Below are 13,678 nucleotides of genomic sequence, written 5' to 3' on the forward strand. Positions count from 1 at the left end.
CCGGCCCCGCCTGAAGCCAAGGCACAAGAGGATGACGCCCACTCAGCTGTCGTAGTCCACGGTCAGCTTCTCGGAGACCGGGTACGACTGGCAGGTCAGGACGTAGCCGGCGTCGACCTCGGCCGTTTCCAGCGCGTAGTTGCGGCGCATGTCGACGCTGCCGTCGGTGACCAGGGCCCGGCAGGTGCCGCATACGCCGCCCTTGCAGGCGAACGGCAGGTCGGGGCGGGTCTGCTGGGCGCCGTCGAGGACCGACCGCTCCCGGGAGAGGGCGGAGGTCGTGGCGCGGCCGTCCAGCACGACGGTGACCTCGCTGACGGGTCCCCGCGGGCCGGCCTCCTCGTGACGCACCTCCCGCGCGGGCTCGTCGTCGGCGTGGAACAGCTCCCGGTGGACCCGGTCCGCCGGGACGCCGAGGCCGGTCAGGACCTGCTGGGCGTCGGCGACCATGCCCTGCGGGCCGCACAGCCACCAGTGGTCCGCGCTCTCCACGTCCACCAGGGAGTCGATGAGCGCCGTCAGCCGTCCGGCGTCCAGGCGACCGGAGAGCACCTCCGCCTCGCGGGGTTCCCGGGAGAGCACGTGGGCCAGGTGGAAGCGGCTCGGATGGAGGTCCTTCAGGTCGGCCAGTTCGTCGGCGAACATCACCGTGTCGGTGCGGCGGTTGCCGTAGAAGAGGGTGACGGCCGAGCGGTCGTCGGCGGCCAGCACCGACTCGGCGATGGACACCATGGGCGTGATGCCCGAGCCCGCCGCGACCAGCACGTGGTGGCCCGGGGCGGTCAGGTCGGGCGTGAAGCGTCCGGTGGGGGCCATCACCTCGACGGTGTCGCCCGGACGCACCTCGCTCACCAGCCACGCCGAGAACAGGCCGCCCGGCACCACCCGCACCCCGATGCGCGGCGTCGAGCCGGCCGGCGCGCAGATCGAGTACGAACGGCGCTCGTCCCGGCCGTCCACCTCACGCCGCAGGGTGAGCGACTGGCCGGGCGCGAAGGCGAACTCCTCGGCCAGCTCGTCCGGGATCTCGAAGCTCACGGCCGCCGCGTCCGCGCACAGCCGCTGGACGGCGGCGACGCGCAGGCGGTGGAAGGCGGGACGGCGGCGGGCGCGCGCCGGCGACGCCGAGCCGGACGCGGTCGCCGAGGCGGGGGCGGTCGGGGCCATCAGATCTCCTTGACATACTCGAACGGCTCGCGGCAGGACCGGCAGCGCCACAGCGCCTTGCAGGACGTGGCGGCGAAGCGGGAGGTCTCCTCGGTGTCCGCCGAGCCGCACCGGGGACAGGGCACCGCGGGCCGGGTGGGCGACAGGACGAGGGCGACCGGGCCGCGGGGGGCGGCACCGGGCGGGGCGATGCCGTGCTCGGCGAGCTTGCGGCGGCCGGCCCCGGTGATCCAGTCGCTCGTCCAGGGCGGATCCAGGACCGTACGGATCTCCACGCGCCCGTACCCCGCCTCCCGCAGGCGGGCGGCGACGTCCGCCCGCATCTCGGCCATCGCCGGGCACCCGGAGTACGTGGGAGTGAGGCTCGCGACCACGGTGCCGTCCCCGGTCACCTCGACGCCGCGCAGCACACCGAGGTCGGCGAGGGTCAGCATGGGCAGCTCGGGGTCGGGCACCTGCTCGGCGATGTGCCGCGCGCGGCGGGCGTCCAGAGGTGCGAGGCCACCGGTCACCATGTCGCCTCCGGGTGGGCGCGGGCGACGCTCTGCAACTCCGCGAGGAGCGGCGCCAGATGCGGGGTGTGCTCGCCGGTACGGCCACGGCCGGGCAGGGGCCGGTGCACCGGCAGGGTCAGTCCGGCCGCCTCGGTGACCCGGCGCAGGTCGTCGGCGACCTCCTCCCGTGCGTCGTACGCCGTGTGGAGTTCGTCGAGGTACGGAGCGACCTGGTCCAGCGCCGCCCGCGTCCTGCGGTGCGACTCGTCCGTGCCGTCGCCCAGCCGCACGGCCCACTCGGCGGCCCACTGCCGGTGGTACGTCAGTTCCTTGACGCCCTTCGCGGCGACCGCCGACAGGACCGGGTCGGGATGGGTCACCAGCCGCCGGAAGTGGGCCAGGCGCCAGCTGGAGAGGACCAGGAGCCGCACGACGGTGAAAGCGAAGTCGCCGCCGGGCAGTTCGGCCAGGGTCACGTTGCGGAAGTCGCCGGCGTCCCGGAAGTAGGCGTAGGCGTCCTCGTCGCGGCCGGTGCCGTCGGCCTGGCCGGCGCGGGAGTAGAGCAGGCGGGCCTGGCCGAGGAGGTCGAGGCCGATGTTGGCCAACGCCACCTCCTCCTCCAGCTCGGGTGCGCGGGTGACCCATTCGGCGAGCCGCTGGGCGCTGACCAGGGCGTCGTCGGCGAGGGCCACGCAGTCCGCGGCCAGTTCACCGGCGTCGACGCCCTCGGGCACGGTGGTGTCGACGCCGTGCAGCGGGTCCTCGAAGCCGGTGCCGTACGCCCAGCGGGTGTCGTCCTCGTGCCCCTCGGCCAGGCTCAGGTAGACGTGGTCGTCACTCATGCCCTGCTCCTAGATGTGGGGGACGTCGTCGGGGATGTCGTAGAAGGTCGGGTGGCGGTAGACCTTGTCGGCGCTGGGGGCGAAGAAGGGGTCCTTCTCGTCGCGGGTGGAGGCCGCTATGTGCTCGGAGCGCACGACCCAGATGCTGACGCCCTCGTTGCGCCGGGTGTAGAGGTCGCGGGCGTGGGTGAGGGCCATCGTGTCGTCGGCGGCGTGCAGCGAGCCCACGTGGACGTGGTTGAGGCCGCGCTTGCCGCGCACGAACACCTCGTACAGCGGCCAGCCCTGCTTCCCGGAGGTCATGCCGCCGCTCCCTTCTCCGCACGGGCGGCCTGCTTGGCGGCGTGGGCGGTGGCCGCCTCGCGCACCCAGGCGCCCTCCTCGTGGGCGGTCCGCCGCCGCCGGATCCGCTGCTCGTTGCACGGGCCGTCGCCCTTGATGACGCGCATCAGCTCGTCCCAGTCCGGGGTGCCGAAGTCGTGGTGGCCGGTCTCCTCGTTCCAGCGCAGCCCCGGGTCGGGCAGGGTGACGCCGAGCTTCGCCGCCTGTGGGACGGTCATGTCGACGAAGCGGCGGCGCAGTTCGTCGTTGCTGTGCCGCTTGATCTTCCAGGCCATCGACCGCGCCGAGTTGGGCGAGGCGTCGTCGGGCGGGCCGAACATCATCAGGGACGGCCACCACCAGCGGTTCACCGCGTCCTGGACCATCTCCCGCTGGGCGTCGGTGCCGCGCATCATCGTCATCAGCAGCTCGTAGCCCTGCCGCTGGTGGAAGGACTCCTCCTTGCAGATGCGCACCATCGCGCGCGCGTAGGGTCCGTACGAGCTGCGGCACAGCGGCACCTGGTTGCAGATCGCCGCGCCGTCCACGAACCAGCCGATCACGCCGACGTCGGCGAAGCTCAGCGTCGGGTAGTTGAAGATCGACGAATACTTCTGGCGCCCGTCGATGAGCCGCTCGGTGAGGTCGTCGCGGTCCGCGCCGAGCGTCTCGGCCGCCGCGTACAGATAGAGCCCGTGGCCGGCCTCGTCCTGGACCTTGGCGAACAGGATCGCCTTGCGGCGCAGCGACGGCGCCCGGGTGATCCACTCGCCCTCCGGCTGCATGCCGATGATCTCCGAGTGCGCGTGCTGGGCGATCTGCCGGATCAGCGTCTTCCGGTAGCCGTCCGGCATCCAGTCGCGCGGTTCGACGCGCTGGTCGTGCGCGATCGTCGCGTCGAAGTGCTCCTGCAACCCGTCCGGGGGCGGTGCCTCGGCGGCGTGTGTCGTGGTCATCGTCACCAGCTTCCCAACCGACCATTCGTTCGGTACCAGTGTGACGCGTTTCCCGGTGCCGGGCAAGACCCGGGGCCCTCGTCGGCCACACTCTTGACAGGGCGACCGCACCGCTGGATTACTGGGCCCTGCCATGCGCTAACCGAATGGTCGGTCGGGAGACAAGGTGGTGGACCACGTGAGGGGACAGGTGCCGCGGGCCGCTGGGCCGTCGCCCACGGAGGTGATGTTCTGCGCGGACGAGGCGTCCCGGCGGCTGGGCATCGAGCTGGTCGAACACGGGGAGGGAAGCGCCGTACTCCGTATGACCGTGACCCCGGCGATGGTGAACGGGCACGGGATCGCCCACGGCGGCTACCTGTTCCTCCTCGCCGACACCGCCTTCGCCTGTGCGTGCAACAGCCACGGGCCGGTGACCGTGGCGGCGGGCGCCGACATCGTGTTCGTCGCGCCGGCCCGTGCGGGCGACGTGCTCGTGGCGCGTGCCGAGGAGCGGGCCCGGTTCGGCCGCAGCGGCCTCTGCGACGTGACCGTGCGGCGCGCCGGAGAGGTGATCGCGGAGTTCCGCGGACGCAGCCGCAGCATGCGGGACACCACGGCGCGCGAGACGCCGGGCACGACGAGGAAGGAGTCGCGATGAGCAGCGAGCCGACGACCGGGGCGGCCCCGGGTCCCCGCCGGGGCACGCCCCTCCCCCACGACCTGCTGGACGACGCCGAGCGGCTGTCCCGGGAGCGGCTCCGGGAGCTGCAGCTCGACCGGTTGCGCACCACCCTTCGGCACGCCTACGAGAACGTGGAGCTGTACCGGAAGAAGTTCGACGCCGCCGGGGTGACGCCCGACGACTGCCGCAGCCTCGCGGACCTGGCCCGGTTCCCCTTCACCACCAAGGCCGACCTGCGGGACACCTACCCCTTCGGCATGTTCGCCGTCCCCATGGCCGACGTACGGCGCGTGCACGCCTCCAGCGGTACCACCGGCCGCGCCACCGTCGTCGGTTACACGGACAACGACCTGTCCATGTGGGCGGACGTCGTCGCCCGTTCGATCCGGGCCGCCGGCGGCCGTCCCGGGCACAAGGTGCACATCTCCTACGGCTACGGCCTGTTCACCGGCGGCCTCGGTGCCCACTACGGCGCCGAGCGCGCCGGGTGCACGGTGATCCCGGCCTCCGGCGGCATGACGGCGCGGCAGGTGCAGATCATCCAGGATTTCCGGCCCGAGATCATCATGGTCACCCCCTCCTACATGCTCATCCTGCTCGACGAGTTCGAGCGGCAGGGCGTCGATCCGCGCACCACGTCCCTCGAGGTCGGCATCTTCGGTGCCGAGCCGTGGACCGAGGAGATGCGCCGCGAGATCGAGGAGCGGATGGACATCCACGCCGTCGACATATACGGGCTGTCCGAGGTGATCGGCCCCGGCGTGGCACAGGAGTGTGTCGAGACCAAGGACGGGCTGCACGTGTGGGAGGACCACTTCTACCCGGAGGTGGTCGACCCGCTCACGGACGCCCCGCTGGCCGAGGGCGAGGAGGGGGAGGTGGTCTTCACCTCGCTCACCAAGGAGGCGCTCCCGGTGATCCGGTACCGTACGCGCGATCTGTCCCGGCTGCTGCCGGGCACCGCACGGCCCGCCTTCCGCCGGATGCGGAAGGTCACCGGCCGCTGCGACGACATGATCATCCTGCGCGGGGTGAACGTCTTCCCGACACAGATCGAGGAGATCGTGCTGCGCACGCCCGGCGTCGCCCCGCACTTCCAGATCCGGCTCACCGAGCGCGGCCGCATGGACCACATGACCGTACGGGTCGAGGCCCGCCCCGACGCGGGTCCCGAGCAGCGCGAGGCCGCCGCCGAGGCGATCGGGCGGGGCGTCAAGGACGGCGTGGGCGTCAGCGTGGAGGTGGAGATCACCGACCCGGAGACCCTGGAGCGCTCGCTCGGCAAGCTCCGCCGGGTCAGGGATCTGCGCGGGGAGTGACCGCCGACCTGCGAAGAGACGAAACGTGAGCACCGACACGTCCGTTCACGTCCCGTACTGGTGTGCGGAGAGGTGTGGATGGGCAGTGACTGCATGATCGGGGGAGATTGAGTACGTCCTGGGGGTACATCCCGTGCGTGTGTGTGTGATCGGTGCAGGTCTGTCGGGGCTGGCGGTGGCCCGCGCCCTCAAGGAGCGTGGCATCGGGTTCGTCTGCCTGGAGAAGGCTCCCGACGTCGGCGGGATCTGGCGTCAGCCGGAGGCCGGAGAGCGTGGACCCGGGTATCTGTCGCTGCATCTCAACACCGCCAAGCAGCTGACCGGTTACGCCGGTTTCCCGATGCCGTCCTCGTACCCGCTCTACCCCCGGCACAGCCAGGTCGCCGCCTATCTGCGTTCCTTCGCGGACTGGGCCGGCATACGCGAGCACGTCGAGCTGCGGACCGAGGTGGTGTCCGTGGGCCGGGACCCGGACGGCATGTGGACGGTCGTCAGCCGGGACGCGGACGGCGCGGTGGCGTCGCGGCGGTTCGAGCAGGTGATCGTCGCGTCGGGACACCACACCGACCCCGCGCTGCCCGACCCTCTTCCGGCGGGTTCCGATGCGTTCACCGGGAGGATCCTGCACTCCCTCGACTACCGCGACGGCCGCGACTTCGCCGGACAGCGTGTCGTCGTCGTGGGCCTCGGCGCCTCGGCGGTGGACATCGCCGCGGACCTCTCCCGGCATGCCGCCGAGACCGTGCTGTCGGTGCGCCGGGGACTGCACATCGTGCCCAAGCAGCTGTACGGGCAGTCGCTCGACGAGATCGCCGAAGCGCCGTGGTGGAACGAGATGTCCTTCGCCGAGCGGCGCCAGTGGGCCGAGGAGGCCCTGCACGTCGCGCGCGGCAGGCTGGCGGACTACGGACTGCCCGAGCCCGACCATCCGCTCTTCTCCTCCGCCACGACCCTCTCGGACGAGATCCTCAGCCGGATCCGGCACGGCGCCGTGACCCCGAAGCCCGCGATCGGCTCCTTCGACGGCGACCGGGTCGTCTTCACCGACGGCACCCGGGTGGCGGCGGACGCGGTCGTGTACTGCACCGGCTTCCACATGACCTTCCCCTTCCTCCCGGCCGGCTGCCCGGTGGCGGCGGACGGCTCGGTCGAGCTGTACCGACGGGTCGTCCCGGCCGACCGGCCGGGCCTGTACTTCGTCGGACTGGTCCGGCCGGTGGGCGCGATCACCCGGTTGGTGGAGGCCCAGGCACAGTGGGTGGCGCGGATCATCGACGGTGAGGCCGAGCTGCCCGCGGCGGACGAGATGCGCGAGGAGATCGGCACCTACCTCGCCGCCATCGTCCAGCGCTACGGCCGGACGCAGGGCGCCTCGATCCAGGTCGACGTGGGCCCGTATCTGGCGGAGTTCCGGGAGTCGCTGCCCGTGTAGCCGTCCCGCCGGGCGCCGTTGGCGGTGCGCGGCCACCGCCTCCGTGACCAGGGCTCCCGGTACGTTCCACCGGGAGCCCTGTGGTGTCCGGGCGGTCCGCTCAGCGCACCGCCACCGGACGGCGGACAGCCTCCACGACCGGCGGCCTGACCGCGTACGCCTCCGAGGAGAGGTAGGCCGTCACCCGCGGCGGGCGGTCCTGCTGGTGGGCCAGCGCCAGGTAGGCGATCAGCCCCACGCCGTCCTCGGGCCGCCGGTCGGTGACGGCGGCCAGGGCGCGCACGAGCGCCGAGGCGTCCATGCCGTGGTGGCGCAGCAGCCTCGCCGCCCGTGCCAGGGCCTCCCCGTCGTGCCGGGCGTAGTCCCGGACGGGGATGTGGAGAGTGAAGCCGCTCGGCCGGGCGGCGGCGGTGTCGGTGAAGGAGTGGCAGGACAGGCCGGGCCGCCCGCTGAGCCCCGTGGCGTCGGGCCCGAGGCCCGCGGCCGTGCGGAAGAAGCCCTCGATGCCCGCGGGGCCGGGGCCCGGGTCCATGCGGGACAACCGCCCGGCCTGGCCGGCCGTGAGGTTGTCGTGGCGCACGTAGACCTTCACCCGGGGTTCCTCCCAGTCCCCCAGGTCCAGGGCGAGGAACGGGTATCCGCTGCCCTTCGGCAGGCCGGCGAACGCCCTCTGATGGCCGAGCCGGTGCAGCGCCTCGCGCACCGTTGCGGCGGAACGTTCCGCGCCGTTCGCTGCCGGGTTCAGGTAGACCTTGACCTTGGGAACACCGCCGGGTCTCAGTTCCAGGGCGCACCACAGGGCCAGCGGGCCTTGCGGGGCGGGTGGCAGGAAGAGGTCCTGGAGGTCGTCGAGCGGGCCGGTGGTGAAGTTCCAGCGCCGTGCCATCGCCCGGATCGTCTCGGCTCCCACGCTGCCGTTGCGGGCCAGGCTGTCTGCGCCGCAGCCTGGTTCCAGGAGCAACCGCAGGGCGGGAGCCGCGTCCGGCTGGAAGGAGAGGGAGAACTCCACGGGGGTGTGGTCGTCGGACAGGAAGGTGCGGGTGGGCGGCGGCAGGTGCAGCGGTCGCTCGGCCACCGGCCCCAGCGAGTCGGTCAGGACCTGGGCGTAGGTCTCGACGTCGGACTCGGACAGGCCGGCGACCGCGCCGAGTCTTCGCAGCTGACCGCTGGTGAGGGCGCCGAGCGTCGGTGTGCCCCGCAGGACCGTGCCCGTCGTGTCGGCGGTCACCGGCCCGGCCCCCGCCGGAGCCGCACAAAGTGATACCCGCCTGGGGAGGCGGGTATCGGGGGGTTCGGCGGCGGGAAAGCGGCGTCCGTGGATATGTGGTCCACGACACCTCCTTTTACTCGTGAGCAACTTGAATGCCGCGTTGCTCACTACCCGTCGCGTTGGATCTTCATGCGGAAGGGGCAGGTTGGACAGGTGTTGCGCATGTCACCTGGTGAGCCAGTTGAGGAACTGGCTCCACATGCCGCTGCGTTCAGCCGGGTGGGCCGTGCTCGCCGCCTTCTCCCGCGCGGCCGTCCCGGTGTCCGGCTCCGGGCCGGTACCCCGTCCGGACCGCACCGGGGTGAAGCGGGCCGGGAGCGTGGCCAGGGCCCGGTTGAAGGGGCCCGGACGCCACGTCAGGCTGTCCTCGGGGACGGCGAGTTCGACATCGGGCAGCTCGTTGAACAGGTGCTCGATGGCGGTGACCGTGATGTGCCGGGCCGGTTCCTTGGACGGGCAGGCGTGGGGGCCCGCGCTCCAGGCCAGGTGCGCGCGGTTGCTGCCGGCCTGGCGCGAGGCCTTGAGCGCCGGGCCGGTGTTGGCCGCGGCGAAGCTGACCAGGACCAGGTCGCCCGCCTGCAGGTGCTGTCCGGCGAGTTCGGTGTCGGCGGCCGGGTAGTGCGGCGCGTAGTTCGACATGGGAGGGTTCTCCCACAGTGTGTCGTCGAGGGCCTCGTCGATCAGGCCGCCCTCACGGGCGTACCGGTCGTGGGTGAGGAGCCGGTGCAGGGTGTTGCCGATGAGGTTGCGCAGCGGCTCGGCGCCCGCGCCCAGCAGCAGCGCGAGCTGGTGGGCCATCTCCTCGTCGGTCAGCCGCGCCTCGTGTCGCATCAGCCAGGAGGTGACGTCGTCACCCGGCTTGCTCCGTTTGAGCGCGACCAGCTCCTCCACCGCCTGGAACAGCACGGCGGTGGCCTTGTCGGCGTTGACTCCGTCGAACATGCCGGAGATGCCGAACAGCACGCGGTCGCCGATGTCGGCGGGGCAGCCGAAGAGTTCGTTGAACACGAACAGCGGCAGCTGCCTGGCGTAGTCGCCGAGCAGGTCGGCCGAGCCTCGGCCGCCGAACTGGGAGATGAGGTAGCCGGAGATCTGCTCGGTGCTGCGGCTCAGCCGGCGGGTGTCCACCCGCGCCATGCTGTCGGTGACCGCCTGGCGCAGGCGCAGGTGGTCGGCGCCGTCGGCGAACATGCAGTTGGGCCGGTAGGCCAGCAGCGGCGCGACGGGGCTGTCCGGGCCCACCTTGCCCTCGTTGAAGGCCCGCCAGCGACGCGCGTCCTTGCGGAAGGAACCGGAGTCCTGCAGCAGCTGGAGCGCCGCGGCGTAGTCCGTGACCAGCGTCGCCTCGACCCCGGGGGCCAGTTCGACGGGTGCGGCGGCCCCGTAGTGGCGCAGGTACTCGTAGTACGCCTGCGGGTGGGCGGCGAACTCCGGGCCGTGCAGCGGCACGCGGGCACCGGAGCCGTGTGCCGGGCACCCGGGCGGCGGCACCGGGGCGGTGTCGTGGGCGTTCATTGTCTGCTCCCAGCTCCTAGCGGGTGCGGTCCAGCAAGTAGCGGACGAGGGTGGTCAGTGCGGCGGCCGAGGACTTCTCGTCCCGGGCGTCGCAGGTGACGACGGGGGTGTCGCCGAGCAGGTCCAGCGCCTCGCGCAGCGCCCGCTCGTCGCGCAGCGGGGCGCCGTCGAAGTGGTTGACGGCGATGGCGTAGTCGAGTCCGTAGTGCTCGATGAGGTCGATCACGGGGAAGGAGTCGGCCAGCCGCTCGGGGTCGACCAGCACCAGGGCGCCGAGCGCGCCGCGGGCCATGTCCTCCCACATCTGGACGAAGCGCTGCTGACCCGGCGTGCCGAACAGGTAGAGCACGACGCGGTCGCTGATGGTGAGGCGACCGAAGTCCATGGCGACCGTGGTGGTGGTCTTTCCCTGGACCCCCTTGAGGTCGTCGACCGACTCCGCGGCCTGCGTCATCGTCTCCTCGGTGGACAGCGGCTCGATCTCGGAGATGGAGCCGATGAGGGTGGTCTTGCCCACCGCGAAGTGGCCGACGACGAGGATCTTGACCGCGGTCTGGGTGGCTCCACCGCGTACGTAGTCCTGCTCACCCAAACTTGGCGCGGAGGCCATTGAGCACCTCCTCCAGGATTTCCTTGTCGGCCAGGCGTGCGCGGGCCACGGGCGGGCGGGTCATGAGGTGGCCGCCCTCCATGAGGGACGCCAGCAGGATCCGCACCACGCCCAGCGGGAAGTGGGAGTGGCCGGCGATCTCGGCGACCGAGAGGTAGCCGGCGGAGCAGAGGTCCAGCAGGCTCTGCTCTTCGGGGGACAGCCGGGCCGGCCGCCGCGTGTCCTCGGCGGAGGCGGTGACCAGGGTGATGAGGGAAAGGTGCTCCTCGTCGGGCAGGCCGCGGCCCTTGGTGATGACGTACGGCCGCACTAATTCGGGGGCCTCGGGCTCCCAGCCGTCGTCGTGGCCGGTCATGAGCGGGTGCCGAGGTTCTCGCGCGGCGGTGTCGTCAGCCGCTTGCCGAGCTGGGCGACGAGTTGCTGCATCCGGAAGGTGATGTCCGCCATGTCGACCTCCGGGGAGGCGGAGACGCCGAGGTAGGCGCCCTCGCCGGCGGAGATCAGGAAGACCCAGCCGCCGTCGAACTCGACCAGGGTCTGCCGCCACGCGTGGTTCGGGTCCTCACAGAAGAAGGCGAGGGTGCGGCTGAGTGACTGCACGCCGCTCATCGCGGCGGCGACCCGGTCGGCGTCGTCCTTGTCGAAGTCCTGCGTCCGGGCCATCAGCAGTCCGTCGGCGGATATCAGGACCGCGTGCAGGGCCCCGGGAATCTCCAGGGCGCTGTCGAGCATCCATGACAGATCGTCGTTCACGAGTCCTCATGTCCTTCGCTTCTTGCACCGGGTGTTCTGCTCGTCCGGTCCGTCTCCTCGGGCCGGGTGACACGGCCGGTCTGCGTGCCCCGTTGGAAGGCGGCCATGATCTGCGCCTGCTCGGAGTCGGAGCGGCCGGCGGAGCGCGGGGTGGGCGCGCTGCCGGGCACGATGGCCATCGGGCGCTTGCGGCGGCGCCGGGGCAGACCGTCGTCGGTCCGGGACGAGGTGAGCGCGGCTTCCGGTCCGCCGTCCTGGCCGGGCCGGGCCGTGGCCCGGGCGGCCGGGGCGGATGCCTTCTTCTCCGGCATGGCGGTGAGCAGTTCGTGCGGCAACAGGACCACCGCGCGTACACCTCCGTAGGGGGAAGAGGAGTCCACCGACACCTCGAAGCCGAAGCGCTCGCACAGCAGGCCGATGACCGCGAAGCCGAACTGCGGCGGATTGCCGAGCCCCGCGACGCCCGAGGCACGCTCGGTGGCGAGCAGCTTGTCCGCGCGGGCGCGCTCCTCGTCACTCATGCCGACACCGGCGTCGTCGACCACGACGCAGATGCCCTTGGGCACGGTCCGGATGTTGATCTCGACGACGGTGTCCGGGCTGGAGTAGCTGGTGGCGTTGTCGAGCAGTTCGGCGAGGGCCAGGGCGACGGGTTCGACGGCCCGGCTGGTGATGCCGAAGTCGACCTGCGAGAGGATCTCCACCCGGCGGAAGTGCCGGACGCGCCCCTGTGCGCTGCGTACCACGTCGTAGACCGAGGCGGTGTCCCGCCGGCCGCCCAGCCAGCCGTCGCACAGGACCGCGATGGACTGGGCACGCCGGCCGAACTGCGAGTTGGTGTGGTCGATCTCCAGCAGGTCCTGGAGGAGCGCCGAGTCGCCGTACTTGGTCTGCAGCCGGGACAGGACCAGCTGCTGTTCGGCGGCGAGGCCCTGAAGTGTCCGCATGGCCGATTTCAGGACGGTCTTCGTCTCGTCCTCGGCCCGTTCCTGCGCCGCCTGCACGGACTTGCCGTAATCGTTCTCCAGCTCTGTGTAATGGGCCCTGAGCCCTTGAACCTCCTGCCGCAAAGCTCGCGCCGCCCTGCGCTGGCGGCTGATGAGCGCGGCGGCGGCGACGAGGGCGACGAGGGCGACCCAGAGCAATGGGTTCCCTATGTATTCCGTCATAAGACTCTCTTCAGGCGACTGAAGGCCGGCTTGCTGAGTTCCCGTCTACGCGGGCGGCCCGGTGGACTGCCCGCACCGAGGAGGCTGCCCAGGCTGTCCCTGAAGTCGGGGATGCCGTGTTTCACCCATCCGCCCGCTCCGCAAACGCGGTGATCGTATCACCGCATGATCAGGTGAATTGACGTCAAGAAACGCTCGTTCAGCAGCGGTTGGGGACCGGTGCGCGGCCGCTCCTGGACGGTGGGTACAGTCGACCCCGTGAAAGATGCACACGACACCTTCCGGCCGGGCCCGGGGCCGGCGTGGGACGGCGCGGCGTGACGCCGGAAGCCATGGCCGCGGTGTTCGCGGCGGGCTTCGGGGCCGGCGCCATCAACAGTGTCGTGGGCTCCGGAACGCTGATCACCTTTCCGGTGCTGCTGGCCACGGGACTGTCGCCCGTCACCGCCACGGTCTCCAACGCGCTCGGGCTCATCCCCGGTTCCATCAGTGGGGCCATCGGCTACCGGAAGGAACTGAGCGGCCAGCGCCGGCGCATCCTGAAACTGGGCCTCGGGGCGCTGCTGGGCGGTCTCACCGGCGCCACTCTGCTGCTGTCCCTGCCCCCCGACGCCTTCGAGACGATCGTGCCGGTCCTGGTGGGACTGGCCCTGGTGCTGGTGGCGCTCCAGCCCCGGCTCGGCAGGCTGGTGCAGCGCCGCCGCGAACGCACCGGCGCCTCCCCCCGCCGTGACGGCGGCCCGTTGCTGTTCACCGGCCTGACGCTCGCCAGCGTCTACGGGGGCTACTTCACCGCCGCGCAGGGGATCATCTACCTGTCCTTGATGGGCATGCTCCTCGACGAGTCCCTGCAACGCCTCAACGCCGTCAAGAACGTGCTCTCCGCCCTCGTCAACACCGTCGCCGCACTCTTCTTCCTCTTCGCCGCGGACTTCGACTGGACGGCCGTCGCGCTCATCGCCGTCGGCTCGGCCCTCGGCGGTTACAGCGGGGCCAAGGTGGGCCGGCGCTTCAGCCCTGTGGTCCTGCGGACGCTGGTCGTGGCGGTCGGCACCGTCGCCCTCGTGCAGCTGCTGCTCCGCTGACCCGGCGGCCCGAGGGGCGGAGAAAAGTGGAATCTTCCCCGCCGCTTGTTCCCTCACACCGTGACCGCGCGGGCAGGGCGC

The 13,678-nt window shown here is 71.7% G+C and carries 15 protein-coding genes; 4 read left to right on the forward strand and 11 right to left on the reverse strand.

The window, feature by feature from the left end:
• Positions 1 to 42: 42 nt before the first annotated feature.
• From paaE to paaA, 5 genes are read right to left on the reverse strand one after another with little or no spacing between them, the layout of a single operon-like run.
• Complete coding sequence (gene paaE / locus ACP4IX_RS03105; protein ID WP_426520142.1) at positions 43 to 1,167, reverse strand: 1,2-phenylacetyl-CoA epoxidase subunit PaaE; 1,125 nt, start codon at positions 1,165 to 1,167, stop codon at positions 43 to 45.
• On the reverse strand, positions 1,167 to 1,682 hold the full coding sequence (gene paaD, locus ACP4IX_RS03110; RefSeq protein ID WP_426520140.1) for a 1,2-phenylacetyl-CoA epoxidase subunit PaaD: 516 nt from the start codon (positions 1,680 to 1,682) through the stop codon (positions 1,167 to 1,169). The genes paaE and paaD overlap by 1 nt, the downstream gene beginning before the upstream one ends.
• Positions 1,676 to 2,503: a 1,2-phenylacetyl-CoA epoxidase subunit PaaC gene (gene paaC / locus ACP4IX_RS03115; protein ID WP_426554691.1), complete on the reverse strand. Its 828-nt coding sequence runs from the start codon at positions 2,501 to 2,503 to the stop codon at positions 1,676 to 1,678. Before paaC ends, paaD begins: the two co-directional genes overlap by 7 nt.
• Before the next feature lie 9 nt (positions 2,504 to 2,512).
• Positions 2,513 to 2,806, reverse strand: a complete 294-nt coding sequence (gene paaB, locus ACP4IX_RS03120; RefSeq protein WP_426520136.1) for a 1,2-phenylacetyl-CoA epoxidase subunit PaaB — start codon at positions 2,804 to 2,806, stop codon at positions 2,513 to 2,515.
• The gene (gene paaA / locus ACP4IX_RS03125) at positions 2,803 to 3,780 is read right to left on the reverse strand and encodes a 1,2-phenylacetyl-CoA epoxidase subunit PaaA (RefSeq protein ID WP_426554692.1); all 978 of its coding nucleotides are present in this window, start codon (positions 3,778 to 3,780) and stop codon (positions 2,803 to 2,805) included. Before paaA ends, paaB begins: the two co-directional genes overlap by 4 nt.
• 226 nt (positions 3,781 to 4,006) lie before the next feature.
• Between paaA and paaI the strand changes: the two genes are divergently transcribed.
• The 3 genes from paaI to ACP4IX_RS03140 all read left to right on the forward strand — a co-directional run bounded on the left by paaI (position 4,007) and on the right by ACP4IX_RS03140 (position 7,195).
• Positions 4,007 to 4,420 carry a hydroxyphenylacetyl-CoA thioesterase PaaI gene (gene paaI, locus ACP4IX_RS03130; protein ID WP_426520324.1) on the forward strand — a complete coding sequence of 138 codons (414 nt, stop codon included), beginning with the start codon at positions 4,007 to 4,009 and terminating at the stop codon, positions 4,418 to 4,420.
• Positions 4,417 to 5,763 (forward strand): phenylacetate--CoA ligase PaaK, encoded by a 1,347-nt coding sequence (paaK, locus tag ACP4IX_RS03135; protein WP_426554693.1) that lies wholly within the window; start codon positions 4,417 to 4,419, stop codon positions 5,761 to 5,763. The genes paaI and paaK overlap by 4 nt, the downstream gene beginning before the upstream one ends.
• 133 nt (positions 5,764 to 5,896) lie before the next feature.
• Positions 5,897 to 7,195 (forward strand): flavin-containing monooxygenase, encoded by a 1,299-nt coding sequence (locus tag ACP4IX_RS03140; RefSeq protein ID WP_426554694.1) that lies wholly within the window; start codon positions 5,897 to 5,899, stop codon positions 7,193 to 7,195.
• 100 nt (positions 7,196 to 7,295) lie between these two features.
• Here ACP4IX_RS03140 and ACP4IX_RS03145 read toward each other — a convergent pair whose 3' ends face one another.
• From ACP4IX_RS03145 to ACP4IX_RS03170, 6 genes are all read right to left on the reverse strand, one after another.
• The gene (locus tag ACP4IX_RS03145; RefSeq protein ID WP_426520128.1) at positions 7,296 to 8,423 is read right to left on the reverse strand and encodes a tryptophan dimethylallyltransferase family protein; all 1,128 of its coding nucleotides are present in this window, start codon (positions 8,421 to 8,423) and stop codon (positions 7,296 to 7,298) included.
• Between the two features lie 207 nt (positions 8,424 to 8,630).
• Complete coding sequence (locus ACP4IX_RS03150; protein ID WP_426520126.1) at positions 8,631 to 9,980, reverse strand: cytochrome P450; 1,350 nt, start codon at positions 9,978 to 9,980, stop codon at positions 8,631 to 8,633.
• 16 nt (positions 9,981 to 9,996) lie between these two features.
• A complete protein-coding gene (locus tag ACP4IX_RS03155) occupies positions 9,997 to 10,590 on the reverse strand; it encodes a GTP-binding protein (protein ID WP_426520124.1) in 594 nt (197 codons plus the stop codon).
• The gene (locus ACP4IX_RS03160) at positions 10,565 to 10,945 is read right to left on the reverse strand and encodes a DUF742 domain-containing protein (protein WP_426520122.1); all 381 of its coding nucleotides are present in this window, start codon (positions 10,943 to 10,945) and stop codon (positions 10,565 to 10,567) included. The genes ACP4IX_RS03155 and ACP4IX_RS03160 overlap by 26 nt, the downstream gene beginning before the upstream one ends.
• Complete coding sequence (locus ACP4IX_RS03165) at positions 10,942 to 11,343, reverse strand: roadblock/LC7 domain-containing protein (protein ID WP_426520120.1); 402 nt, start codon at positions 11,341 to 11,343, stop codon at positions 10,942 to 10,944. The genes ACP4IX_RS03160 and ACP4IX_RS03165 overlap by 4 nt, the downstream gene beginning before the upstream one ends.
• The gene (locus ACP4IX_RS03170; protein WP_426520118.1) at positions 11,340 to 12,512 is read right to left on the reverse strand and encodes an ATP-binding protein; all 1,173 of its coding nucleotides are present in this window, start codon (positions 12,510 to 12,512) and stop codon (positions 11,340 to 11,342) included. Before ACP4IX_RS03170 ends, ACP4IX_RS03165 begins: the two co-directional genes overlap by 4 nt.
• A 332-nt stretch (positions 12,513 to 12,844) precedes the next feature.
• Here ACP4IX_RS03170 and ACP4IX_RS03175 point away from each other — a divergent pair, with 332 nt between their 5' ends.
• Positions 12,845 to 13,597: a sulfite exporter TauE/SafE family protein gene (locus tag ACP4IX_RS03175; protein ID WP_426520322.1), complete on the forward strand. Its 753-nt coding sequence runs from the start codon at positions 12,845 to 12,847 to the stop codon at positions 13,595 to 13,597.
• The last annotated feature ends 81 nt before the right edge of the window (positions 13,598 to 13,678 follow it).

The sequence above is a fragment of the Streptomyces sp. WG5 genome (genome assembly GCF_049974565.1).
In the GTDB taxonomy this organism is placed as follows: domain Bacteria; phylum Actinomycetota; class Actinomycetes; order Streptomycetales; family Streptomycetaceae; genus Streptomyces.

Bases quoted from the DNA above. Each gene is read 5' to 3' on its own strand.
- paaE (WP_426520142.1), bottom strand. From the start codon at position 1,167: ATGGCCCCGACCGCCCCCGCCTCGGCGACCGCGTCCGGCTCGGCGTCG.
- paaD (WP_426520140.1), bottom strand. From the start codon at position 1,682: ATGGTGACCGGTGGCCTCGCACCTCTGGACGCCCGCCGCGCGCGGCAC.
- paaC (WP_426554691.1), bottom strand. From the start codon at position 2,503: ATGAGTGACGACCACGTCTACCTGAGCCTGGCCGAGGGGCACGAGGAC.
- paaB (WP_426520136.1), bottom strand. From the start codon at position 2,806: ATGACCTCCGGGAAGCAGGGCTGGCCGCTGTACGAGGTGTTCGTGCGC.
- paaA (WP_426554692.1), bottom strand. From the start codon at position 3,780: ATGACCACGACACACGCCGCCGAGGCACCGCCCCCGGACGGGTTGCAG.
- paaI (WP_426520324.1), top strand. From the start codon at position 4,007: ATGTTCTGCGCGGACGAGGCGTCCCGGCGGCTGGGCATCGAGCTGGTC.
- paaK (WP_426554693.1), top strand. From the start codon at position 4,417: ATGAGCAGCGAGCCGACGACCGGGGCGGCCCCGGGTCCCCGCCGGGGC.
- ACP4IX_RS03150 (WP_426520126.1), bottom strand. From the start codon at position 9,980: ATGAACGCCCACGACACCGCCCCGGTGCCGCCGCCCGGGTGCCCGGCA.
- ACP4IX_RS03155 (WP_426520124.1), bottom strand. From the start codon at position 10,590: ATGGCCTCCGCGCCAAGTTTGGGTGAGCAGGACTACGTACGCGGTGGA.
- ACP4IX_RS03160 (WP_426520122.1), bottom strand. From the start codon at position 10,945: ATGACCGGCCACGACGACGGCTGGGAGCCCGAGGCCCCCGAATTAGTG.
- ACP4IX_RS03170 (WP_426520118.1), bottom strand. From the start codon at position 12,512: ATGACGGAATACATAGGGAACCCATTGCTCTGGGTCGCCCTCGTCGCC.
- ACP4IX_RS03175 (WP_426520322.1), top strand. From the start codon at position 12,845: ATGGCCGCGGTGTTCGCGGCGGGCTTCGGGGCCGGCGCCATCAACAGT.